A 23,426-nucleotide genomic window follows, 5' to 3' on the forward strand; every position below is an offset into this window, starting at 1 on the left:
ATTTCCTAGTAGTATGTACAGTAGGTTGGTTATATCAGATTAGAAAAGTGAGGAACATGTAAATGGAGAAAAAAGTTGCCATAGTCACGGATAGTACAGCTTACTTAAGCACGGAAATAAGAAAGCAATTAGAAATTGAAATGGTTCCCCTTAGTGTTGTATTTGGAGAGGAAGCCTTTCGTGAGGAATTGGATTTATCGACAGATGATTTTTATAAGAAGATTGCTACATCAGAACAGCTTCCAACGACTTCACAACCAGTTGTAGGTGATTTTGTTACCTTGTTTGAACGTTTAAAGAGTGAAGGCTATGAGCAAGTGATTTCGATTCATCTTTCTAGTAAAATTAGTGGTACGTATCAAACGTCTCAAACGGCGGCTACTATGGTAAATGGGATTGAAGTACTCGGTTTCGATTCAGAGATTAGCTGTGCTCCTCAAGCTTATTACGTCCTAGAGGCAGCGAAGCTAGCGAACGAAGGGACAGATGGTACGACCATTATTGATTATTTACAGTCGCTAAAGAAGACGTGTCGAGCGTACTTTATGGTCGATAACTTGAATCATCTTCATCGTGGCGGGCGTTTAAATGCCGCGCAGCTCGTTGTCGGCAATCTATTAAAGATTAAACCAATCCTTCATTTTGAAAATGGGCGTATCGTCCCGTTTGAGAAGGTTCGTACAGAAAAGAAGGCGCTTGCCCGTATTTTGCAACTATTAGCTGAAGATGCATCGAAAGGCTCCCCTCTTGATGTGACTGTCATTCACGCCAACCGTGAAGATGGAGCAGAGGAGCTAGCAGAGACCATTCGTGAGGCTCACCCGAGTGCGACAGTGTCTATTAGCTACTTCGGTCCGGTCATTGGGACTCACTTAGGGGCAGGGAGCTTAGGTGTTACATGGAATAAATATAACTAATCAACGAAGAGGCTGTTCTATCTTGGGATAGGGCAGCTTTATTTAGGTTCTATTATAAAATTGGTGTATGGAGAAAATTTCATGCAAAAAAATACACCAGATCCTAATATCCATTATACTTGAATTTGCCGAAACAAGAAAAAGAATAGGAGCTGCGTGCACAAGCGTCATAACATAATGATTATAGGGTTAGAAGACGTTATAATTACCAATTTAGAAGTTGTTGAGGGCATCTGGAAGTATTTTTGTAGAGGTTCCGAAGTGTTGTCATAAATGTCCTTGTTGTGGTAATAGAATCAACCGTGTTCATGATTACAGAATTCAGTAGATCAAACACCTTAAAGTGTTTGAAAGAATGACGATTATGTATAACCGTCGTAGACGTTATTCATGTAAATGTGGGAAACGCTTCTCTGAGAAAGCATTCTTTATTGAGCGTTATCAACGTCACTCCGTTGAATAGAACCAAGCTGTAGTGCTTCGGGTGGTTAAGGGAAAAACGTTTAAAGAGACTGCTGAAATCCTTGGAACTTCTTCCGCTACCATCATGCGTCGGTTTGATACCATGGCCGCTCCTCAGTTGAAGGAAGTAAGGGAGTTTAATCCATTTCCATTGTTAAATATAAAGGAGACACGAGTGAAGGAAAGTACTAGGTCATCATCGCTGATCCGGTTAATCGACATTCTCTTGATATCCTGCCAAACCGAAAGATGGAGGCGGTGAAAAATGACCTTCGCAAAAAAGGTGGCAAGGTAGAAGTCGTTGTGATGGATATGAGTAACAGCTTTAAATCCGCTGTTACAAAGGCACTAGGGAAGCCTGTCATTGTTGCCGATCGCTTTCACTGCTGCTGTTATATTTACTGGGCTCTTGAACGTGTCAGACGAAGTGTTCAGAATGTATTTGATGACTACAATTGTAAAAAATGTAAGCGGATGAAACATGTGTTTTATAAAAAGAAAGAGAATCTTTCCGAGGTGCAGCGCTGGTATCTGGATAGGTACTTGTCCATGTCCGATGAACTTTGCGAAGTTTATGACTTGAAGGAGTTATTTTGTGAGTGGTTGGAAAAAGAAAAGGAAATAGGCTCCTCCAACATAAGCTATGTAAAAGAAACACTTTACGAGTTTTATCGTAAGGTAGAAGCTTCTAACATTGACGTATTTAAATCAGCGATCCAGACATTCCGTAAATGGCAACCTGAGATTTTTAACAGTTTTGCTTTTGGTTATACAAACGGCTTTACAGAGGGATTGAACAACCAAACGAAAGTATTTAAACGTCATGCATTTGGTTTTAAGCGATATGACTGTCTCCGAATGCGAATTCTATTGCACCATCAATGGAAACATGCACCGGCACATATAGGTTAAGGGCCAGACGAAAACTGGCTATCCCAACACTTGACTTAGAGCCATTTTTTTGGATAGAGTTCACTTTGCTTTCAGACCAATTTAATATTTCTACAGTATCTTTGATGGGAAATACTTTAATCTTCCTCAAATAAATAACGTCTCGATAGGCTTGCTTTAGATTTTTAAAACTTTCATATAATTTCCTTGATTTTTTAAAATCTGAACCACCTCTTCGGGCAATGATTCAATATCTTTTACATTAAGTATGTTTTTAAAAACATAAATAGGCTTTTGTTTTCTTGAAAAATCAACTGTCACATTATAGGTGATTGAGAATAACCAACTCTTTAACGAAGAACCTGGCAGAAATTCGACATGTCTATATGATTTCAAGAATGTTTCTTGAGTAAGGTCTTCTGCATGTTCAACATTTCTAATTTTGATCAATATAAATTTAAAAATTGCAGCACTAAATTCAAATACCATTGCGCTACTAATGATTCATTCCCATTCACTGTATAACCTCCTTTTAACTTTGTACTTATTTAGACGTGAAATCTAATTTAAAGTGAAACGTTTATTAATATTTTTTGGCATTTTTTTATCATACAACTATTCAAACTTAACTACTATAACCAATCAATCGATGCTTAATATTTGTAGCACTTGTAATTATCAAACGAGAATAGGAGTTTATTAGAGATAAATTAATACACTAGCCCAATAATTATTAACGGTCACAAAACAATAAGATATACAACATTTACTTCCGTAACGATTAAAAACAAGGAGGTAGTATTTGGTGATTATATCGAGAGTAAGCAGTTCAGTGAATTTATAATGTTATGGGGGGGATTTCTACACGGTAGAAGGGAACACTACCACTTTAGATGGGTTAAATGTTGATCATATAACAAGAACCTTTACATCTATGTGTTTAACAGTTTAGCTAACTAGAATGTATTTAAAATGGACGAAAGAGTATTAGAAGTACGAGAATGGCTTAGTGTGATTTATGGAAATGTTCTGGTTTGGGCTCTATCAAGGATGATGGACTTACTGGTGGGAATGTTGTGAAAGGTTTAATTACATCCCCCGTATTAAATTACTGTACGAAAAATCTAAAGATAATCGCATATTTACTGCATATTATTGCAAGTTAGAAGAACGTGTGTTTTCATTAACACATCTACTGAATTAGGAGGTATTTATGGAGAAGATAAACACAAGTAACATTGATGAGATGGTTTTATTAGTTCAAAGATGGGTCAATTTCAATTACTCGAACCGTTTCAACTGGGGTGAACCAATTCCCGAAAATGGACGGACTGGCTGGACTACTATGTATGCTCTAACAAGAGCTTTGCAAATAGAAATAGGAATTACTAATCCAGTCAATGCATTTGGCCCAGCAACATTAGCAGCATGTCCCACATTAATACAAGGTGATAATGCACATGTGAACTCGAATATTGTGAGAATATTACAAGGAGCAATGTGGTGCAAAGGATATAGTCCAGGTGGTTTTACAGGGAATTTTGGTCCAGGAACAGAAAATGGTGTAAAGATGATGCAAGAACATGCAGGACTTGAACCAGATGGTATTGTAACACCAAGGGTTTTCCAAGCTATGCTGAACATGGATGCATACAGAATTGTTAATTATGGTGATGATGGTGATGAAAATGTTAGGTTAATCCAACAACGTTTAAACGGAAATTACTATACTATTACTGGTGTACAACCAGCTGATGGTCATTATTCTAGAGATACGAATATAGCACTTATATATGGATTACAAATTGAAGCAAATGTTAGTGGAGCAAATGGACATTATGGACCTGGTACTAGAGCAGCTACACCAACAATCCGTATAGGTGACTCCGGAAGTAACTTTGTAAAATTAATTCAATACAGTTTATATGTAAATAACTATAATCCAGGGAATTTCGATGGTGACTTCAACCTATCAATGGAAAATACAATCAAGGAATTTCAAAGTTTTTATAGGTTAACTGCTGATGGTATAGTTGGCTTGAATACTTGGATGGCATTACTTGTAAGTACAGGGAACCCTGATGTTAAAGGAACAGGAATCGATACTTCTAATACAATTACTCTTGCAAGAGCACAAACACTCAAAGCTGATGGCCGAGAAATTGTAGGACGTTATTTGACAGGCTCTTTTGCTCTTTCTTCATCTGAATTAAACACACTTTATGGTGCTGGACTAAGAGTTTTTCCTATTTATCAACGATTTGCTGATCACGCCGAATGGTTCTCTTATAATCAAGGTATTATTGATGCTAGAGATGCTGTTAGAGCTGCAACAACCTTGAAATTCCCATACGAAACCATCATTTATTTCGCTATTGATTTTGATGTCTCATTACAACAAATTAATAATTTGATAATTCCTTATTTTGAAGGAGTAAATGAAGAAATACAACGAAATCGAGATGTAGGGGCTCCTTATAGAATTGGAGTATATGGACCGCGCTACGCTTGTACAGTACTTTCTAATAACGGATTAACAATTTCAAGTTTCGTCAGTGGTATGTCAACTGGTTTCTTCGGAAATAAGGGTCACCCATTACCAGAAGATTGGGCTTTTAATCAGGTGAAAGAACACTCAATTGGCACAGGTGCAGGAGCGTTAGAAATTGACAACCTTATAGTTTCAGATAGAGACCGAGGCGTTGCATCAAAAGATTATAATGTTAGTTCTCCCGAAATAGAAGACTATGTTGCTGAAAATCTTCCATTCATGAATAAATTAAAAGATTTATTTAATTTCGCTTATGAATTATCTGGTCGTGACAATCGTATAGCTAGCATATTAACTTTAAATTATTTGAGGAGTGAAAACTACTCTTCTAATATCTGGACCCCAATTGCCGGTGCAATTGACTGGAACTTTGTAGAAGCTGCTGAACAAAGGTTCGGAAAACCATCAGATTTTCCTATTTTATACGATCCCGTCACTGGAACAGATATGGACTTTATGCACATGACCGCTACTCTAAATGCAATACTATTTCAAAAAACATTTTCAATTGGGGACAATTTAGCACACCTTTCTGACTTTGCAGGATGGCTTGGAGATTTAATTACAGTATTTAATGATGCAAAGGATGCTTATAACGAAGGTAGATTTAATTCTCTATACGATGCGACGTATTACTATATTGGACACACTTCCAATTCAGCTGGTCACTTCCCTCTAGAAGATCTATTAGGAGATATGGATGCTATAGTTATTGGTAGAGCATTAGATCTGAATGATACTACTGCTAATGTATATGAAGAGATGGACACATATTATCGTTTAGGGTATCGCCGTAGATTTAAACAAGCAGCTCGTGTTCGTTTCGAGTACAACCGAGAAGAAATTTATAATGAAGCTTACCGATTACTAACTACATCAAATCCAATTATCGCTCTCGCTCGCAATCAATTTAAAGAAGCTTTTGATGTAGATGATTGGACAGGCGCTGAAGCTGATAGTGTTGCTAGAGCGTTTAGAGATGTCTGTTCTCATTGGCTAGATAAAGAAGATTAAAAATTTACTATCACTAGTAGTACAGCCCCGTCCAGGGTTTGTGCTACTATTTTTTATAGTAGAAGTGAGTAAGATCAGCCAGTCTCTGGAACAATTTCCGAATCCGTATTAATAACTAACTTTACACCCTTATTTGATTCAGTTTAATATGTTGGGTTGCTATTAAGAAAATTAATTTTTTCATTTCCTTTTTAGTTAAATTATAGTAATATTAATAATGTAAATACTATTATTGAAATTTCATACAGTTGTAGTATTTCTGTTAGTATTTTAAAATAATATATCAAGGAGAGTGACTATGAAAAAAATTGTAAGCAATGTTTTATTAGCAACTTTTATTTTAGGGGTTTTTGTGGCTGTAGATTTAATTAATCCTTCTGCTGCTGAGGCATCATACAATCACGAAAAAGTTTCAACAGATAAGCAGGTTTATACAAAAGGTGAAACTATATATGTCACTGGAACTGTAGACCCAGATTTTTATGAATCAAACATGATGAGAATTGATTTTAGAAAAGGTTGGTTTGAATTAGTAGATGAAACTTTTGTAACAATAGATAGCACAGGAAGGTTTCATGCTGAATTTCAAACAGATGCATCATTCGAATCTGGAGATGATTATCAAATTAGTGTATTCCACGCGGTAGATGGACGGCAGTGGGACATGTCCGAGTGGTTTACTATTAAATAATTTATCAAACTAACCTATGGGATAAGACTCAGTAAATTGAATAAAGGAGGCCCCGAAGAAGCAAAGAGTTGCTTCTAAAGGCCTCTTTCTATTTATGTTTCTTCATTTAAAACTATTTATCCTTGTCTCTATCCGAGGTTTATTAAATAAATCGGTCTAACCGTGCTTCAGCACAAAGATAAACGTTTGGTCACTAGGATGATGAAATTGTTTCAATTCATGGAAAAAACAAAGGGTGTTTGGTTACCTTTACAGAGCGGATGTACCTTGCAGTAAAAATGAGGTTCTCCATTCATGGAAAACAGCTAGTCTAAATATGGGAGAATGCCAATGGCCTTTGACAAATTTCCCCATAGAATAATCATCGACCAAGAAAATATTATTGCTGGGAAACTTTATACGAAGTACATTGGGGAGAAGTGTCATTTAGATTAACAAAACGTCTATTAAAAAGTAGCTAATGAAAGCCATATCATTAATATAAGTAAAAATGTCCATATAAAAAATAAAGGTATTGAAACCATTATCATCAAGATTCTATGATACATATTTGAGTTAACAAATATTAGAACTGCTAAAAAAGGAGTAAGTATAAAATAGAGAAGTGACGGTAATAAATCTGAAAAAATGAAAGGTATAATAACCAACACTAAAACTATTATTAATATAAAGTAGTTAAATTTATTACTTTTGTTGCTAAAAAACATTTTTTTCATAATATCTATCATTTCCTCTCTTTTTTACTGAATTACTTAGATTTAACTAATGCTACAATTCCCCTTCCCTTTTAACACTTCTGCTCTAATTCGATAAACAGAAACTTTTGAAACCTATGTTTTTTTATAAACCCGTAATGCTATGACCAACGCTTAAATTCTGACAACCTCGTCATAAACAATTTTTTTCCTGATCTATAGCTTCTTTGTGTTACTTGTTTTCCAAATATACACTTCCAATAATGTTTAACAATCTCAATACCTTCTCGATTGAATTCCATACCTAACTTTACGTCCTAATAAATGATTTCACAATCGCTCCTTTATTCAACTGATCTGACAAACAATATCAAGCCCCTTATTGGAAACACGAGCAATTATCCATAAAAGTCATTTCATAAACCATCTCAAACCACCTTATTATCCTACAACCCGTTCTAGACAATATTTATTCCTTATAGATTGCCCCTTTTTTAATGTAGTTTAAGAGCAACCTCCCAAACCAACAAAGAAAAGTCTTATTTAACCTTAAATTACTATTTATGGTTTAGATGTGAATTTAGAGATATTTTTAAGTATACAGTAAAATGATTAAATCAAAAGTTATTTTTTTCTTTATTTACTCGATTTACTCCATAATACCTATGACAAAAACAAAGGTTTCACTAATAAGAATGTTGACATCATACATACTAAGGTTAAACATTCAAAGAACGCTAGTGGGTTCAATTAACTAATTGTCTCAAAATGGAATAGCAACTACATCTGTTGCTAGTATAGTTTCATTGATACATCTGATTTTTTTGTAAAACCTATCTAAATTGTTAAAAATAAGTATATATGAATGGGTAATCAGAATAGGAATACTACGAAGAACTCAAGAAGATCGTGGACGGACTTTATCAATCAGATAGTTCTGTAAATGATTTAAGCAGCGAATATGGTGTATCAGAATTAAGTCTGGTTTAATCCTTCATACTGACTTAAGAACTAAGATAACTCCTGTATCAAAGAATCGTTTCATTCCATCTAAAAGAAAGAAAAAGCACACCATTGTAAACGCCAGAATAAAGTGGCTCTTACGCAATTTTGGTGAAAACCTACGAATTTTTCATTGAATGCATGGATTAATTTTTTTACAGTCTATAAAGAATTCGCTTTTTAAGAGAGTTAAACTTGCGTCCATATAACAATCGCTTTATGTTTTTTAAACGATTAATATGCCCTTCCAAAATGGCATTATTGTAGGTATAAGTTAAGGCTGTTCGGATAGAATTCTTTTCTTCCCGTAGTTTTATTATAAATAAAACAATGTCCTTTAGCTTATAGTTCTTCTCCGTCGAAAGTAAATAGTGCCGAAGAAATTTCAGTGATGTATAAATCACGCTGGGCCATTGAGTTGTTTTTCAAATGGATTAAGCAGCATCTCAATTTAAAAAAATTCTACGGTCAAAGTGAATGGGCTATCCAAAATCAAGTGTTTATCGCATTAATCGTTTTTTGCCTACATGTTCTCATTCAACTCGAGATGAAAAGCAAGCGAAAAACCTTACAAATCAGTCGTTATCTAAGAGCTGCTTTGTGGAAGCCGGCACATATTTGGCTTCGGAAAATTGAAGGAAAAGCCATTCCTTAATAAAGAATCAGTCGTTGTCACTAATGTCTAATTATAAATAATTTTCCAAATGGATGGAGCCACCTCAAACTGGGTATTTACCTTTTTGCTCTAAGCAGGATGAATATAGAAACTGAAAATTCAGTCAAATTTCACGCAACACTAGTGAGTAAATGGGGATTAAATAAAGTATAAAATTTCGAAAATTCAACAAAAACCCGTAAAGAAAAGTTCTCTGCTGAAAATAAACGAATACGCTGAATCTAGAGTAGTCGTCATAAACTCAAAAACTCGTTGCACGGCTGCAAGTATAAATTAATTGTAAGCTAATTGGTTCGGGTCGTTATGTAATTCATCTGGGATTTTGACACTATTATCTATAAATGAAGCACCTTTATCTTACTATAGATGTTAATTGCACTATTTTAAGTACCAATAGAAATAGTTGAAATTGGTTAAATGAAGAAAAGAACGACATATTTACGATTAAAGAATGAGTGTAGTCAAATTTTAGTGTGCTTAAGCAGAGGCTTTAAGATGACTTCAGTCTTATGAAACGACTTTAGTCGTAGACATTTTATGTCCAAATCCACCTGCTTTAGCAGATGGTCGTTTAAGTAAGTAGTCAGTAATGTACACTTAGATGAAAATAAAGCCACTGGTTCTATGGGCGGATAGTTACTTATGTAAACAACTTACTCCAAGTATTTTTACCTGCAATACCATCTACAGATAGCTGATTAGCACGTTGAAACTTTCTAACTGCTTTATCGGTAACTTTCCCAAATATACCATTAAATGGATTGAGCTTGAATCCAGCGATATACAGTGAAGCTTGCAACACTCTTGTTAAGTGGCCAATAGTCCCTTTACGGACAATTACTAAAGAGCTACGAGTTTTAGGTCCCATAATACCATCCACAGCTAAACCGGCTTTAACTTGTTTATTAAGTTCTGCTTGTAGCACTTTAATAAACGTCTTTTTAGTTATTGGCCCAGCAAAACCATCAACTGGGATCTTATAACCATATTCTACGATCCACTCTTGTATTTGTCTGGTAAACGTATCGTCTTTTGAAACGCTAGGCTTACTTGTTTGTAAAGGAAGTGATGTTGGTGTTTAGGATCCAACTTTGCGAACTAGGTTAGGTTTGGATCCATTACGTAGCTGTGGGAGGCTTAAACCGCCTGTCATCTGTAAGCGAGGATAATCTTTAAAGCTAGTCCAATCACCTCCCCATTCAAAGCCTAATGATTTTGCAACAGCTGCAACTTTTCTCCAATCATCGTGTACTGTCCACAGGGCTGTTGCGCCATCGTTACTTACGAAGAAATAATCCACTGCTAAGCCAAAATTATGATAAGATTGACCACCTTTAGCATTTGTAAGGATGTTACCGCAATTGTGTGACCTTTTGTATATAATCGATTTTGTTCAGCGATTGAACATAATTAATCATTAAACGAAAACTAGCAATTACAAACTCAAAATCAAAGACTTTATGACGGTCTTTAGTCAATTATTATACTTATAATTCAATATCTATACCAAAGATGGAGGCGATTATTAGGATTGCTCCGCCGACAATCCATAGTAGTCTTTTTAATAATTCTTTATTTTGTTCCCTTAAATAATTTTGTTGCTCAGTCATTACTTTTATTAATTGTTTTGTATTGCTATCTTGCATTCTAATGACAGTTTGTTGCTTAGTATTACTTTCCTGCATAATTTTTTGAATAGAATCGATTTTAATATCAACTTCATTACTCCCTTTTTTTAGCTCTTCTATCAGTGTTTCTATGTTTTTTGTTTTGTTCTCCATTGTAGTTAGTCTTAAATGTGTATCATCAACTAATTCATTTCTTTGTTCAATTTCTAGTTTAATCTCAGTAATTTCAAATTTAATTGATTGAATTTCTTTTTCTAAGTCTTCTATGGTTAAATTTTTAATAAGCCCTTCCTCCTCTTGAACAGTTAATGTGCTTAAAATGTAGTTTATTAAGCTGAAATGTGACTGTCTCTTTTTGGCTTAACTGGCCCTTACTCACTTCTCAACGCAAAGGATTAATCGAAACGACTTTTTTCTCCAATTGAAGTCGCTTTCCCAGGTTTACAGAAAACTCGATGATGAATTGTCTCTAATACGTAACCGCATGCATGAAGTTATTCAACTAACCTTTCCAGAAATGGACATAATCATAATATGATTATCTCAGGATTAGAAGAAGCTACCATTACCAATTCTGTCGTTGTTGAGGGCATCTGGAAACTTTCTGTATAGGTTCCGAAGTGTCGTCATACATGTCTTTATTGCGATAACAGAACCAACTGTGTTCATGATTACAGGATTCAGAAGGTCAAACATCTTAAGGTGTTTGAATGAATGACGATGATGTATGACCGTTTCCGAATGAGAAACATACTGTATCATCAATGGAAACGCATACCGGTATATATAGGTTAATGGGCAGGCGGAAACTGCCTACCAAAACATTTGACTTAGAGCTTATGAATGTTCCCGAACACAAGTTGGGGCAAAGTACATATTAAACCCATCTAGCTCGGATTCATTTTTCTTATTGTAAGCAATCACGGATTGCGCTCCCATTTGATAAATCTGTTAGCTGGATAATCGTAACCTGCATCAAGTAGACTAAATGAAATTGGTCGTTCAGAAAGACACTCTTGCATTCCCTTTAATAAAGGGATAGCCACTTTTCCATCATAAGCTTGTATTTGAAGTCATTTTTCTTTCTCTTCTTTTGGTTTGCGACCGCGCCTTTTGGGTTTAGATTTAAATTTTTATTCTTTTGATGGGGCTTGATCTCTGTCTTCAATAGAGGGAACCTAAAATCCCAAAGAAACCTTTTAGTGACAAGCGAGCAGGTCATAGCTGCATAATTAATCTAAACAGGCGCGTCACCAACTCATTCGACATTTAGGGAGTACTCCTTTTTGTGTCTGGAAATCCTTATGAGACTAAGAGTTCAAATTATGAAATTTACTCAATATTAAAAAGAATAACCATTTGCTAATAAGTAGTGATAAAAGGAATCTCTGGAACGTTGAACAAGTTTACGCATTTTATTACTATAAGTGAGATCTTCTCCAGAAACCTTAGCTAAATCTTTTCCATTGAATCCTTGATATAATAGATAAATGATTTTACCATATCGATTATGTTCTTTATAAAAAGAAGAAATATAATCAATTAAACTCATATTAATGTATTCTCTCTCTGTAGAAATTGAGCTGAATAAAAAATCAACTTTGTTATTAAAGGTATCCTCATCATTACTGTAATATAAACTTTCCCATCTACCCTTACTGTAGTTTTTATTATTTTTATCAGAACTATCACTTTTCACTTCATAATTTCTCCATACAGTAGCTTCAGCTATTCGAAATCTATATGATACTAACGAAACAAGACTGCCTCTTTCAGGAGAGTATGCTAATATACAATCCCAAAGCGATAGATTAAAAGTAGAAATAAAGTCTTCAATAGGAATATACACATTAGTGATTTTAGCTCTTTGTTGAGCATTATGAGAACAACGGTATATGTAACGCTCCATTAAATTATAAATTTCATGAAAAAGTAATTGTTTATTTTCAATATCACTTTCTCTTAAAACCTGTAAAGCTAATTTTTCAACCTCAGACCATAATATTTTATTTTTATCCAATTCTACACCTCATTTAGAATTCATCTAAAAAGAAATGTAGAAGGATTTGTAAATTTGTGACATAAAATCAGAATAATATATATGCAAACATATTTAAACAATTTCATCCTAATTATAGTAAATTTTAAAAGACTAAAATACTGTCTCTGACAGCCAAAATAAGATTTAAAATCACTTATACCGTTTTCCGCCTACAACTTTATACACCATGAAAAATACAGTCACAACTCTAATTATTTTTTTACATTTAAATAAAAAATTGGAGTTGATAACATGGGAATCCATAATAATTGTAAGAACGTAACTAATGAGTTTTTAGAATTACCTGTCATAAAAAGTTTTTTAAGTCATCATTGTTACAGGTCATTATTTGAAAGAGCCTTAGAAAATCCTTCATTGAATAATTGCCAATTGCTAGACCGTGAATTTAAAGACTATTTCACAAATATTAAAATGATATCTTATATTGAGAAGCTAATAACAGGGTACACATATGATTACAAAAAAAAAATTTCAAGAATAAATAGAAATGAAATATCCGCTTCAATGACTCTAGATTCTGAGGGGGGAATTGAAATATTAAATACTTTAAAAGGTGGCTGTGTTTATACAGATTATAATTCTATGATTGAGAAGAAGGGGGAATTGAATGAATTAATTACAAATGAAAAATTATCAAAATTAATAGAGAAATTAAATCCGTTGGAAAAAAAAGTAATAATCTTAATTTTTGTTTACCAGTTAAAGAATAATGAAGTGGGAAATTTTTTACACATTTCTACTTCTTTAGTATCTTATTATAAAAGAAAAATATTAAAGCAATTAAAAGGAGAAATGAGATGTTAAACAAGGATTTAATTAAACACAACTCTTATGAAGAGATTTTACAAAGATTCAAACCAAAAATAAAGAAGACAATACAAGCTATTCCAATAAATCAGAGAGGGGATCTTGAGCAAGAAATAATGATAAAGCTATTTGACAAAATGGATACCATCAAAAACATTAATGCACCTGGTTTTTTTGAATTAAAAGATAAAATGGTTAAAAAATAGAAGGTTACAGTCAAATTATAGCGATAATTTATATATTTACATTGTTAACAATACCAGATCCATAAAACCAGTTTTACTGGTCATAGACCTAGCATTTTGCTGATACTTCCGAAAAGTCAAAAATAGATGCTGTTACCTATCAGATAAAGGCAATTGCGACATTGTAACAAAATCTGTGTAAGTAAGTAGTGCACACGGCTCTTACTTACACGTTTTTTTTTAATATTTATAAATCTAAGGGAGTGTTTAAAGTGGTAAAATCAAAAAGTGACCCCTTACTCCGTAGAATTAGCTAACAAGATTAGTGAACAATGCCAACTAGAATCAGTTGAAGATATGCAAAATGAGTAAAAAGATATTTTGGGCCTCATGTTCGAATCCATGCTTAAAGAGGAGATGGATCGACATTTAGGCTACAACCTTTCGTTGGTTGGGACACCAGTAGAAATCGTCCTTCTCAACATAATTCCAATTATGATGAGGAGGGTACTCTTTCTTTGAAAAGGATGGCTTTTGTTCTTGACGAAACGTGTAATAGGGGATCAGTGCTTTGAATGGTTCTTCTTCCATTGCGACATAATTTGATTCACTACCGTAACCAGCATCGGTAATTAATGTATCTGGCAGGGAGCCCACTTTCTTTTAGAGCTCCAACATGCGGTTCAAGACACCGTGTGTCAGTTGGGTTGCGGTGAAGAGTATGAAAAAGAATAAATTGATTTTGAGTTCCAACTTGCCAGTTGAAACCAACTTTTAGTTGCCCATTGCTCAATGGTTATCTTTCTTACGCATAAACGTTGCGTCATGATCAATTTTTGAATAACTATTGCGCTCGCCAAAAAGCTTAAAAGATTCCTCATATTTTAAAACGTGGAAGAAATCGGTCGTCATTTTCCTATGAAGCTTTTTGAGAGGCTTCGATTCTCTTTTTTTAATTTTCTTAGCTTCTCTGTTTTGAGTATGTTCGATTTCTGCTTTTTTTTCTGTAATTCCTCTTCAATGGATTGGACAACTACTTGAAGAGCTTCGCTAGAAATACGTGGCTTTTCAAACATGACATCTTCTTGTTTGATCTGAGCTGTATCGACTTCAATCTGTTCTTGGATAGGTTGAAGCATTTCTTCCATTTTAATTTGAAGTTCTTCCTCATAGTTAATGATGCTCTTTTTCCAAACAAAGGAGTACTTATTGGCATTGGCTTCCATTTTAGTTCCGTCCAGAAAATATGATTTCCCGTCTACATAGCCCTCTTCAATGAGTAGACAAGTTAGTTCTGAAAACACGGTTTCAATTGACGGCTTTAACCGTTCTGAACGGAAACGGTTAATCGTTCGAAAGTCGGGTGTTTGTTGAGCTGCAATCCACATCATTGGGAGATTTTCTTGTGGACCTTCGCAATCTCTCGGCAAGAAAACATCTTTTGCGTATACGCATAAAGTATAATTTTGGTCATCATTTTCGGATGATAAGCGGGTCGACCGCCTTTATATGCTTTTAAGAAAAGATCATCGTGCAAGGAATTGACCATGTCATTTACCACACGAACGACGTGGTTGTCTGGAATTATATCGGAGAAATCCATAGGAAGAACTAATTGATTCATGTTATACTGCTACTACTAAAGTCGTTTTATAAGGTTTCATAAGACTGAAGTCTTCTTAAAGCCTCTGCTTAGGCACACTAAAATTTGACTACACTCATTCTGCAATGAATATCGTTCTTTTCTTAATTGAATGGGTTCGCAATATAATTTCTTATTGCTTCTTTATCTACCGTTCCTACCGTGGCACAAATATAACCCCTTGCCCAATAAGTGCTGGCCCCAATATTTCTTTTTCAATTCAGGAAATTGATCTTGGAGAAGCCTTGATGATCTTCCTTTTAGATACTGCATGATTTATTTGGAACAAGGCTTGGTGGACATGATAACAATAAATGGATTTGATCTTTTCCAACATTTCCTTGCAAGATGGTAATTCCTCTTGCTTCACACCATTGTCTGGTCGAAGACAGCCCATTTCCCGGGGAGGATGAGTAAGATATTGGTATTAAACCCAGTGATATTCCGGTTGTATCATGTTCTTTATACAGCTGACTTTCATAAATAAGAGTTCCTAATAACGACTTGCATACGACCTCAACTGGCTACACAGGACATCGGGTGACAAAACGTTAGGCAATGATAATTGTGCTGTTTCAAGCAATTGTATAGCTTTTCTTACAGCTCTTGTGGAAGAAATATTCTTAACAATGTTTGATAACCGTTTTTGAATGTTGGAGAATAAAGTCTGGGGGCTAACTATATTATAACTCTGATTTTTTTGTTATGATGCATGTGCACGTGGCTCCTAACCTGTTTCTTGTTTCGGCAAATTTAAGTATAAAGGACATTAGGATCTGCGTGTTTTTGCATGGAATTTTCTCCATACTCCAACATTTATTATAGAAACTAAAAAAAAGCAGAGAGAATTGCAAGTGGAAAACTAGAACCCTGAAATTCTCATAAGTTGGTTCTGTACTTGGTGGTAATCAAAAATGAATCCGAACGAAAAGAAATGTGTAAATCTTTACTCTAGGACAATGTAGCATTATCTATAAAAAGAGCTCTTATATAGAGTCAAATCAATATTATGAACCGTTGTTCCATAAGGAATTGGCTCTCCATTCACACAATATCCGATAGACGGAAGTATAAACAGCACGTATTTTTGCTTCCTCTACCTCGAGAGTTAAGCACTTCCATAACCTCTAACAAATACCTATTCTATAAATAATATATGGATATTAGGACCAGAAAGAAGAAAATATTTTGATGTGTTCTAAATGTTTATTGAATTGGGTTATATCACTAGTGTTACTTTAAAGAAGATTCAATATTAAAGATACATTGAATTTTCACTAATTTAAAGTCATCTATAATAGATAAGTCAGGTGGAACCTTGTCCAAATCCATCTGCTTTAGCTGGTGGTCGTTTAAGAATTTATAAATGATATTATATAATATGCGACCTTTTTTCCTCTGATACGTCTAATACATTGAGTAAGGAGAGTGTTAATTTTGGAAAATAAACAATCTGATATAGAAAAATGGTTTACTCTATATGGTGACACAATTTTTAAATACTTTTTACTGAATATACATGAATATCAGCAGGCTGAAGATTTAACTCAAGAAACATTTGTAAAAGCTTTTAAACATTATCATTCATTCAAAAGGGAATCTAATCCGAAAACATGGCTATTTAGTATCGCTCATAATCTTATGGTCGATTATTTACGAAAGAAACGTCCGATTCATTTGTTGCAAGAAATCCTTAATTCTAAGCAAGATGATAGTCCCTTGCCATCTGACATTGTGCAAATGAGAGAAAGTGAAGAAAATTTATATAAAACATTAACTAAATTGAAACAATCCTACCGTGAAGTCATTTTCTTAAGAAAAATGAAAGAATTCTCTATAAAGGAAACAGCCGAGATATTGAATTGGTCTGAGAGTAAAGTCAAATCGACATTGTCTAGAGCAATCGTATTGCTAAAAAAAGCACTTGTTAAAGAGGGGGATGATTATGAACAAACAATTCGATAAATCTCTGAAAGCATTGCATGACAATATTCAATGGAGGGAATCTCGAAAAAAAAAGATAAAATATAGAATCAAAGATGAGATAGAAGGTATCAGGAGAAATTCAAGGAGAAAACACGGTTTAATGTATGTTGCTAGTGTTGCATTGTCACTTTTTATCATATTCTTAGGTGCACAATATATCTTAGATGGGAATTCTAATGTTGAAAATAACTATGGAGGGGAAGATAAGTCAAATGTAATTTCTCATGAACATCAAGAGATGTCTGATTCTGAGACAGGAGATGAAGAGAAAATTGATAAAGATGAAGTAAAACAGACCATTAACAACGAGATTTATTTTGGACATTCTACAATGAATGGATATGTCATGTACGGATGGGATCACGATAATTTCAACCTAGAAAACTTAAAAGGTTCAATGGAGTATCGAATTCCTAACATAAAAAAAGCAATTGAGGTAACAGAAGATCCTTATTTGAAAAAAGATTTTGAAGATATTGAAGGACTTTTGCTTGAATTAGGCGAGAATATGGATAATGAAGAGATTAGAAATAGAATAGTTAAAGAATTGCAAAAAATTTATCGAGATCTCGATTATTACTATCGGTCTAACGACGTTCATGCGCCAACTAATGTTAGTCATTATGGAAAAAGTAAATCGTAACAAGAGTTTACCAAGGAATAGAATGGTTTTTAAAAAAACAGCCTCTCAATCATGTTCTCGAACATTTTAGAGGCTGTTAAAAAATCTAATTACTAATTTTAGCGTTGGACTGTGAATGCATTGGTGCGCATATATCCTAAATAACTAGAGGGGCTACGTAATGGTGAGCTATAAAAATGAACTAAAACTCTATAGCTACCAGCTCGACGTCCTGAGAGAAGAAATTGTCGAAAAGATGAACTTCTGTTATTTAAGTACCCTATAAATGTAGATGTTTGAGATGAAGTATTATTCTTCCACGAAGAACCATCATAATATTGTAAATGCATTCTCCAGTAATAGGTGTTAGGGTCTCCCCCAGAGTCCGGCATGGTCATACTAAAATCAACAGAAGTGGCGTTTTTTGTATAGGAATTTGCATCCGTCCCTCCTCTTATGTAAGAATTGCAATAATAATCTCTCGGATGAGTAACCCCATAGGCATCAAAGATTGCTTTGGAACCACATCTAAACAGTGTTCTTGACATTAAAATTTCCCCTTTCAACTAATAAAATTTATTAATTTGATGGCCATCTACTTTATAAAAAGGGGAGAAGTTAAAAAAAACAAAATCTTGTATAAAAAATTTAGTTTTTTTTAAAACTTTGGAACATCCACTTACCTAGATATTTATTGGTGGAAGAAGTTTAGAGGCTCCCAAGATGAATCTTGAATTGAAAATAGGCCTTAAAATGCTTTGTTAGAGAAAAATCTTTTTATTTCGAGTAATACTAATTAATGAAAGCAGGTGAATCAACCTTGGAAAGTCTAATCGGAAGACGGCTATTACGCTCTGAAATTCGCTTGCAGAATGAAGAGCTTGGAAGCTTAATAGAAAAAAGTGTGATCGTTAAAGAGAAGGCGTTGTTGCACGACGGTACGTTTATATGTCGGCGTTGTGGGAATCGAGAGTCACATCTATTTGCTCGGCATCATTGTGTGAAGTGTGATAGGAGCTGCACGTATTGTCGCCATTGTCTGCTTCTTGGGAAGGTAAGTGAATGTGAATCGCTTTATCGTTGGAATGGATCAAATCCGGTATATCCGAAGCTTGAGAAACCAATGGAATGGTCTGGGACGTTATCACCAGCACAGCAACGTGCTTCCGATGCGGTTGAACAAACTGCGATCGAGAAAAAGGAACTACTCGTCTGGGCGGTGTGTGGATCAGGCAAGACTGAGGTCATCTTTAAAGGGATAGAGCGTGCGCTTGTACTTGGAAAGCGAGTACTTGTTGCGACGCCACGGACAGACGTCGTGAAGGAGCTTTTGCCGCGTTTTCAGAAGAGTTTTCCGAACGTAACGATATCGGCCTTATATGGTGGAAGTCGAGATCGAAAGGATGGAGCGCAGTTTGTACTAGCGACGACTCATCAAGTGATGCGGTTTTACGATGCGTTTGATTGGATTGTTGTAGATGAGGTTGATACCTTTCCGTTTTCCTACGATCAGAGTCTTCGTTATGCGATCCAAGAAGCGAAAAAAGAAGACGCCTCCCTCGTTTATTTAAGTGCCACACCGAGTCGAGAATGGACTCACTCCCCTCAGATTGAACGAATCAAAATTCCGAAAAGATATCATGGTCATCCATTGCCCTTGCCACAATTTACATGGTGTGGGAATTGGCAAAAGAAAATCGAAAAAGATCAACTCCCCCAATGTATAACAAATTGGCTTGCGAAGTTGCAAAAAGAAAAGAAGCCAATTCTCCTGTTTGTCCCCTCTGTTCGAGTGCTACACTCCCTCTCTCGTGTGTTACAAAGCCATTCATTTAATCATGAAAAAGTACATGCGAAAGAATTGAAACGCCACCCGCTTATTCAAGCTTTCCGTCAGCGACAAATTCCTATTTTAGTAACAACGACCATTTTAGAACGAGGTGTAACCTTTACGAATGTTCAAGTTGGGGTAGTCGGTGCAGAGCAGGATGTTTTTACTGAGGCAGCGCTTGTCCAAATTGCTGGAAGGGTTGGCCGACATCATAAGTATCCTGCTGGAGATGTGATGTTTTTTCATTATGGCGTTTCAAAGGAAATGAGACGTGCTTATCAACATATTGAATTGATGAATAGAGAGGGAGGGTTTTAATGCGTTGTTTAAGCTGTCATGAGCGTTTCTTTCCAATGCCGAGCTGGGAAAGTGTTTTGCTATTAAAGGAAGAAGAGCCCCTTTGTCAAATGTGTGCTGAGCAGTTAGTGGCTCTTGGAGGGGAAGGGTGTTGTTCAACGTGTAGTCGACATATACACACACAATATAAAAGAGAGGGGGTCTGTCTTGATTGCTGGCGCTGGGAGCAGCAGGAATACACGAAAGGGTTGCTAACGATGAATCGCTCATTGTACGAATATAATTCATTTTTGAAAGAATGGTTAGCTGTGTATAAATTTCGTGGCGATGCGATTGTCGCTTCTTATTTTGCGAAGCTGCTATCCGTTATGTATCATCATTTCTTTCAAGGGGATTTGGTTGTTCCTGTTCCGTTAAGTGAGAAGCGGTTGAAAGCTAGAGGCTTCAATCAAGCTTCATTAATAATGGAAGGATGGGCTGAGGACCATGATGTGTTAGCTCGTGTAGAAGGAGAGAAGCAAAGTAAGAAAAGCCGTAAACAGCGAATATCGCAAGTGACGGATCAGCCGTTTCGCATGAATGAGCAAGGGATTGAATTAGTGCGTGGGCGCTCGATTGTACTCGTTGATGACATTTATACGACAGGTACTACGGTAAGACAAGTAGCCCGATTGCTGAAAGAAGCGGGTGCTCAGAAGGTGTCGTCAATGACTGTGGGGAGGTAGAGGTTTGATAAGTCATCCTCATTCCGCAATAGCGGTGGACTGAGGAGCCAAAAGCAAGTCGTGAAATCGAGTTTCCGCTATTTGCATAGGGAGAGCTAAAACCCCTGTCGGAAGGGGGGGAATAGAGGAAAGAGGATGCCGCAAAGAGGCGGGGCGTGGGGAAAAAGAGTAAATAGAGGAACGAGGAACCGCACGCGTAAAAAGGGACTCCTCATGCCGCAAAACAGGCGGAATGAGGAGCCAAAAGCAAGTCGTGAAATCGAGTTTCCGCTATTTGCATAGGGAGAGCTAAAACCCCTGTCGGAAGGGGGGGAATAGAGGAAAGAGGATGCCGCAAAGAGGCTGAACACAATGAAAAAGAGCAAATAGCGGAACGAGGAACCGCACGCGTAAAAAGGGACTCCTCATTCCGCAAAACAGGCGAAATGAGGAGCCAAAAGCAAGTCGTGAAATCGAGTTTCCTCTATTTTCTTGAAAAGAGCTAAAACCCCTGTCGGAAAGGGGGAATAGAGGAACGAGGATACCACAAAGAGGCAAAACAAAATGAAAAAGAGCAAATAGCGGACCGAGGAACCGCATGCGTAAAAAGGTATCCTCATTCCACAAAATCGACAGAACTAGGATACCGCATGCGCAAAATCAAGTAGCTAACAGTTGCTCTCTCGTAGGTTTACGTAGTCAATTGGTAAATGGCATAACCCCATTTATCTATCGTGACCGTTTCTTCAAATGAAACCGGCTCATTAGTCCATAAATCGATCGCGCTCTGACCGTTGTAATGTGGTGGGAGAGGAATGGTTATTGCTCGTTCCTGTCGATTTAAGATAAAAAGTAGATCCTGCTTCTCGTAAACAATGACATCCAACTTCGCGGCGTCTGTATAAAAGCGAAGACCTTCATTACTACGGAATGCTTTGTGTTCTTTACGCAATGAAATTAATGTTTTCGTAAACGTAAGCATGTCTTGATCTTGGTTTTGTTCCTCCCACTGCATACATTTCCTACAGCCTGGGTCTTGATCGCCTGTCATCGCAATTTCATCACCATAATAAATGCATGGTGTGCCTGCCATAGAAAAAAGTACGGTCATTTGTAGCTTAACGAGTGACGTATGTTCATCGCTAACGGTTAAAATTCTTGGTGTATCATGGCTGCCTAATAAATTGAATTGAACGTCATTGACAGTCTCTGGATATGAATTTTGTACGGCGTGAATAGAATGTATTAGCTGATCGGCATCAATTGTTTGATGAGCAAAATAGTCAATGATCGCTGATGTGAAACGGTAATTCATAACAGCATCAAATTGATCACCTTGGAGCCATGGCATCGAATCGTGCCAAATTTCACCTAGTATATAAAGATCAGGCTTGATGGAGCGAACCTCTTTGCGAAAGTCACGCCAAAAGGCATGATCGACCTCGTTGGCCACATCGAGTCGCCATCCATCGATATCAAACTCCTCAACCCAGTAACGAGCGACCTTTAGTAAATAATCCTTTACATCTTTATTTTCAGTATTGAGCTTAGGCATAGATGGTACGTAGGCGAAAGTATCATAATTTGCAGGATTAGCAGCTTGGACTGGGAACTCGTGAATATGAAACCAATCTTTGTATCGAGAAGCTTCTCCTTTTTCAAGGACATCCTGAAACGGTGGGAAATAGAAGCCGCTATGGTTAAAAACGGCATCTAGCATGACGCGTATCCCGCGTTGATGGCATTCTTTGATTAACCGTTTAAAGGTGTCTTTATCACCAAATTGAGGGTCAATATCTAAATAATCAATAGTGTCATATTTATGATTCGAAAACGCTTTAAAGATCGGTGTGAAATAAATTCCTGTTATCCCGAGTTCGTGAAGATAATCGAGATGATCGATTACTCCTTGGAAATCACCACCAAAGAAATTCGTTGTTGATGGCTCCTCGCCTCCCCAGCTAAGTGTTTCTGGTGGGTTAATCGAAGCATCTCCGTTGGCAAATCTTTCAGGGAAGATTTGATACCATACTGTGTTTTTAACCCAATTTGGCGCTGAGAAAACGTCTACCAGATTTAAGAATGGAAAGCAAAAATAATAGCTTGAATCTGTAGGAGCTTCATGATAAAAACCTTTTTCTGTATAGACTAAAGTTTCTTGATTATTTACTAGCTTAAAGCCATAACGTAGTCGTCGGTGCTCTGGTTTAATGGAAACGAGCCAATAATCATACAGGTCATCATTTCCGTTATGAGTCATTTCCTTCTCCTTCTTAATCCAGCATTCCTCTTTTGCGTTATAATCGTAAGGATCTCCGTGGATGAGAATGGCTTGCTGCACATCCTTTTTCTTCGTACGTATACGAATGTGGATCGTTCGTTCGTCAATTGCATAAGCAAATTCATTTTTAGGACGATGATAAATGGCTTCCTTTAACATGGAATCACGCTCCTGTTCATATAAGATTAATCAGTTTTCTTACAATAGTACTCATGTTCATAGAGATTTTGGTTTGGTTCCTTTATTATTAAACATACTAATGATAAAAATGAGTGTCAAGCGTTTGCGCAAATTGCACGTTTTGTCGAAAAAAATAATTGAAGGTTGTTATAGGAAGTTTAAAAATTTTTAAAAAAGTATTGATAATAATATAATATGCCTATATAATAAGTGTAACCAATTAAGTGCAATCGCTTTCACTAACAAGGAATGAACGGTTGTTCTTTTTTATTATTCGTTGTGCAAACGATTGCTCTTTATTG

17 protein-coding genes and 6 pseudogenes are annotated in these 23,426 nt (G+C 35.9%); 13 read left to right on the top strand and 10 right to left on the bottom strand.

Going from position 1 to position 23,426, the window contains the following annotated elements; all coding sequences use genetic code 11:
- Positions 1-62: 62 nt before the first annotated feature.
- Positions 63-917, top strand: coding sequence for a DegV family protein (locus MW695_RS02580; protein WP_247102876.1), 855 nt, complete (start codon positions 63-65; stop codon positions 915-917).
- Between the two features lie 156 nt (positions 918-1,073).
- Positions 1,074-2,291, top strand: a pseudogene (locus MW695_RS02585) (ISL3 family transposase).
- 156 nt (positions 2,292-2,447) lie between these two features.
- Here the strand turns inward: MW695_RS02585 and MW695_RS02590 are convergent.
- The gene (locus MW695_RS02590; protein WP_247102881.1) at positions 2,448-2,759 is read right to left on the bottom strand and encodes a sigma factor; all 312 of its coding nucleotides are present in this window, start codon (positions 2,757-2,759) and stop codon (positions 2,448-2,450) included.
- 724 nt (positions 2,760-3,483) lie between these two features.
- Between MW695_RS02590 and MW695_RS02595 the strand changes: the two genes are divergently transcribed.
- The 3 genes and pseudogenes from MW695_RS02595 to MW695_RS02605 form a co-directional block, all read left to right on the top strand.
- Entirely contained in the window at positions 3,484-5,835 is a 2,352-nt protein-coding gene (locus MW695_RS02595; protein WP_247102883.1) for a glycoside hydrolase domain-containing protein, read from the top strand.
- A 298-nt stretch (positions 5,836-6,133) separates the two neighbouring features.
- On the top strand, positions 6,134-6,526 hold the full coding sequence (locus MW695_RS02600; RefSeq protein ID WP_247102885.1) for a hypothetical protein: 393 nt from the start codon (positions 6,134-6,136) through the stop codon (positions 6,524-6,526).
- Between the two features lie 2,079 nt (positions 6,527-8,605).
- Positions 8,606-8,878: pseudogene (locus MW695_RS02605) on the top strand (transposase); the annotation flags it as partial.
- 661 nt (positions 8,879-9,539) lie between these two features.
- Here MW695_RS02605 and MW695_RS02610 read toward each other — a convergent pair.
- The 3 genes from MW695_RS02610 to MW695_RS02620 all read right to left on the bottom strand — a co-directional run bounded on the left by MW695_RS02610 (position 9,540) and on the right by MW695_RS02620 (position 10,680).
- Positions 9,540-9,824: a peptidoglycan-binding domain-containing protein gene (locus MW695_RS02610; protein WP_247102888.1), complete on the bottom strand. Its 285-nt coding sequence runs from the start codon at positions 9,822-9,824 to the stop codon at positions 9,540-9,542.
- A 153-nt stretch (positions 9,825-9,977) separates the two neighbouring features.
- Positions 9,978-10,199, bottom strand: coding sequence for a M15 family metallopeptidase (locus MW695_RS02615; protein ID WP_247102891.1), 222 nt, complete (start codon positions 10,197-10,199; stop codon positions 9,978-9,980).
- 187 nt (positions 10,200-10,386) lie between these two features.
- Positions 10,387-10,680 carry a hypothetical protein gene (locus MW695_RS02620; protein ID WP_247102895.1) on the bottom strand — a complete coding sequence of 98 codons (294 nt, stop codon included), beginning with the start codon at positions 10,678-10,680 and terminating at the stop codon, positions 10,387-10,389.
- A 211-nt stretch (positions 10,681-10,891) separates the two neighbouring features.
- Between MW695_RS02620 and MW695_RS02625 the strand changes: the two are divergent.
- Together MW695_RS02625 and MW695_RS23000 are read left to right on the top strand one after the other, a co-directional pair.
- A pseudogene (locus MW695_RS02625) lies at positions 10,892-11,056 on the top strand (IS110 family RNA-guided transposase); the annotation flags it as partial.
- Positions 11,057-11,166: 110 nt separating this feature from the next.
- A pseudogene (locus MW695_RS23000) lies at positions 11,167-11,241 on the top strand (hypothetical protein); the annotation flags it as partial.
- Between the two features lie 126 nt (positions 11,242-11,367).
- On the opposite strand, the pseudogene MW695_RS02630 reads toward MW695_RS23000, so the two are convergent.
- Positions 11,368-11,582: pseudogene (locus MW695_RS02630) on the bottom strand (IS5/IS1182 family transposase); the annotation flags it as partial.
- A gap of 287 nt (positions 11,583-11,869) precedes the next feature.
- A complete protein-coding gene (locus tag MW695_RS02635) occupies positions 11,870-12,547 on the bottom strand; it encodes a hypothetical protein (protein ID WP_247102897.1) in 678 nt (225 codons plus the stop codon).
- Between the two features lie 273 nt (positions 12,548-12,820).
- Here MW695_RS02635 and MW695_RS02640 point away from each other — a divergent pair, with 273 nt between their 5' ends.
- Both MW695_RS02640 and MW695_RS02645 read left to right on the top strand, forming a co-directional pair.
- On the top strand, positions 12,821-13,393 hold the full coding sequence (locus MW695_RS02640; protein WP_247102898.1) for a sigma factor-like helix-turn-helix DNA-binding protein: 573 nt from the start codon (positions 12,821-12,823) through the stop codon (positions 13,391-13,393).
- Entirely contained in the window at positions 13,387-13,602 is a 216-nt protein-coding gene (locus MW695_RS02645; protein ID WP_247102901.1) for a hypothetical protein, read from the top strand. Before MW695_RS02640 ends, MW695_RS02645 begins: the two co-directional genes overlap by 7 nt.
- Positions 13,603-14,019: 417 nt before the next feature.
- On the opposite strand, the pseudogene MW695_RS02655 reads toward MW695_RS02645, so the two are convergent.
- From MW695_RS02655 to MW695_RS23010, 3 genes and pseudogenes are all read right to left on the bottom strand, one after another.
- Positions 14,020-15,205 (bottom strand): annotated as a pseudogene (locus MW695_RS02655) (IS1182 family transposase); the annotation flags it as partial.
- Positions 15,206-15,327: 122 nt separating this feature from the next.
- A complete protein-coding gene (locus MW695_RS23005) occupies positions 15,328-15,396 on the bottom strand; it encodes a hypothetical protein (protein ID WP_368859648.1) in 69 nt (22 codons plus the stop codon).
- Entirely contained in the window at positions 15,368-15,496 is a 129-nt protein-coding gene (locus MW695_RS23010) for a transposase (protein WP_247102906.1), read from the bottom strand. The genes MW695_RS23005 and MW695_RS23010 overlap by 29 nt, the downstream gene beginning before the upstream one ends.
- A gap of 1,155 nt (positions 15,497-16,651) precedes the next feature.
- Here MW695_RS23010 and MW695_RS02665 point away from each other — a divergent pair.
- The 4 genes from MW695_RS02665 to MW695_RS02680 all read left to right on the top strand — a co-directional run bounded on the left by MW695_RS02665 (position 16,652) and on the right by MW695_RS02680 (position 20,684).
- Entirely contained in the window at positions 16,652-17,188 is a 537-nt protein-coding gene (locus MW695_RS02665; RefSeq protein ID WP_308446059.1) for an RNA polymerase sigma factor, read from the top strand.
- Positions 17,169-17,852, top strand: a complete 684-nt coding sequence (locus MW695_RS02670) for a hypothetical protein (protein ID WP_247102909.1) — start codon at positions 17,169-17,171, stop codon at positions 17,850-17,852. The genes MW695_RS02665 and MW695_RS02670 overlap by 20 nt, the downstream gene beginning before the upstream one ends.
- Before the next feature lie 799 nt (positions 17,853-18,651).
- Complete coding sequence (locus MW695_RS02675; protein ID WP_247102911.1) at positions 18,652-19,980, top strand: ATP-dependent helicase ComFA; 1,329 nt, start codon at positions 18,652-18,654, stop codon at positions 19,978-19,980.
- The gene (locus MW695_RS02680) at positions 19,980-20,684 is read left to right on the top strand and encodes a ComF family protein (protein WP_247102914.1); all 705 of its coding nucleotides are present in this window, start codon (positions 19,980-19,982) and stop codon (positions 20,682-20,684) included. Before MW695_RS02675 ends, MW695_RS02680 begins: the two co-directional genes overlap by 1 nt.
- Positions 20,685-21,354: 670 nt before the next feature.
- On the opposite strand, the gene MW695_RS02685 is transcribed toward MW695_RS02680, so the two are convergent.
- Complete coding sequence (locus MW695_RS02685; protein ID WP_247102917.1) at positions 21,355-23,103, bottom strand: glycoside hydrolase family 13 protein; 1,749 nt, start codon at positions 23,101-23,103, stop codon at positions 21,355-21,357.
- Between the last annotated feature and the right edge of the window lie 323 nt (positions 23,104-23,426).

The sequence above is a fragment of the Halalkalibacter sp. APA_J-10(15) genome, from assembly GCF_023017105.1.
Lineage (GTDB): Bacteria > Bacillota > Bacilli > Bacillales > Bacillaceae_D > Halalkalibacter.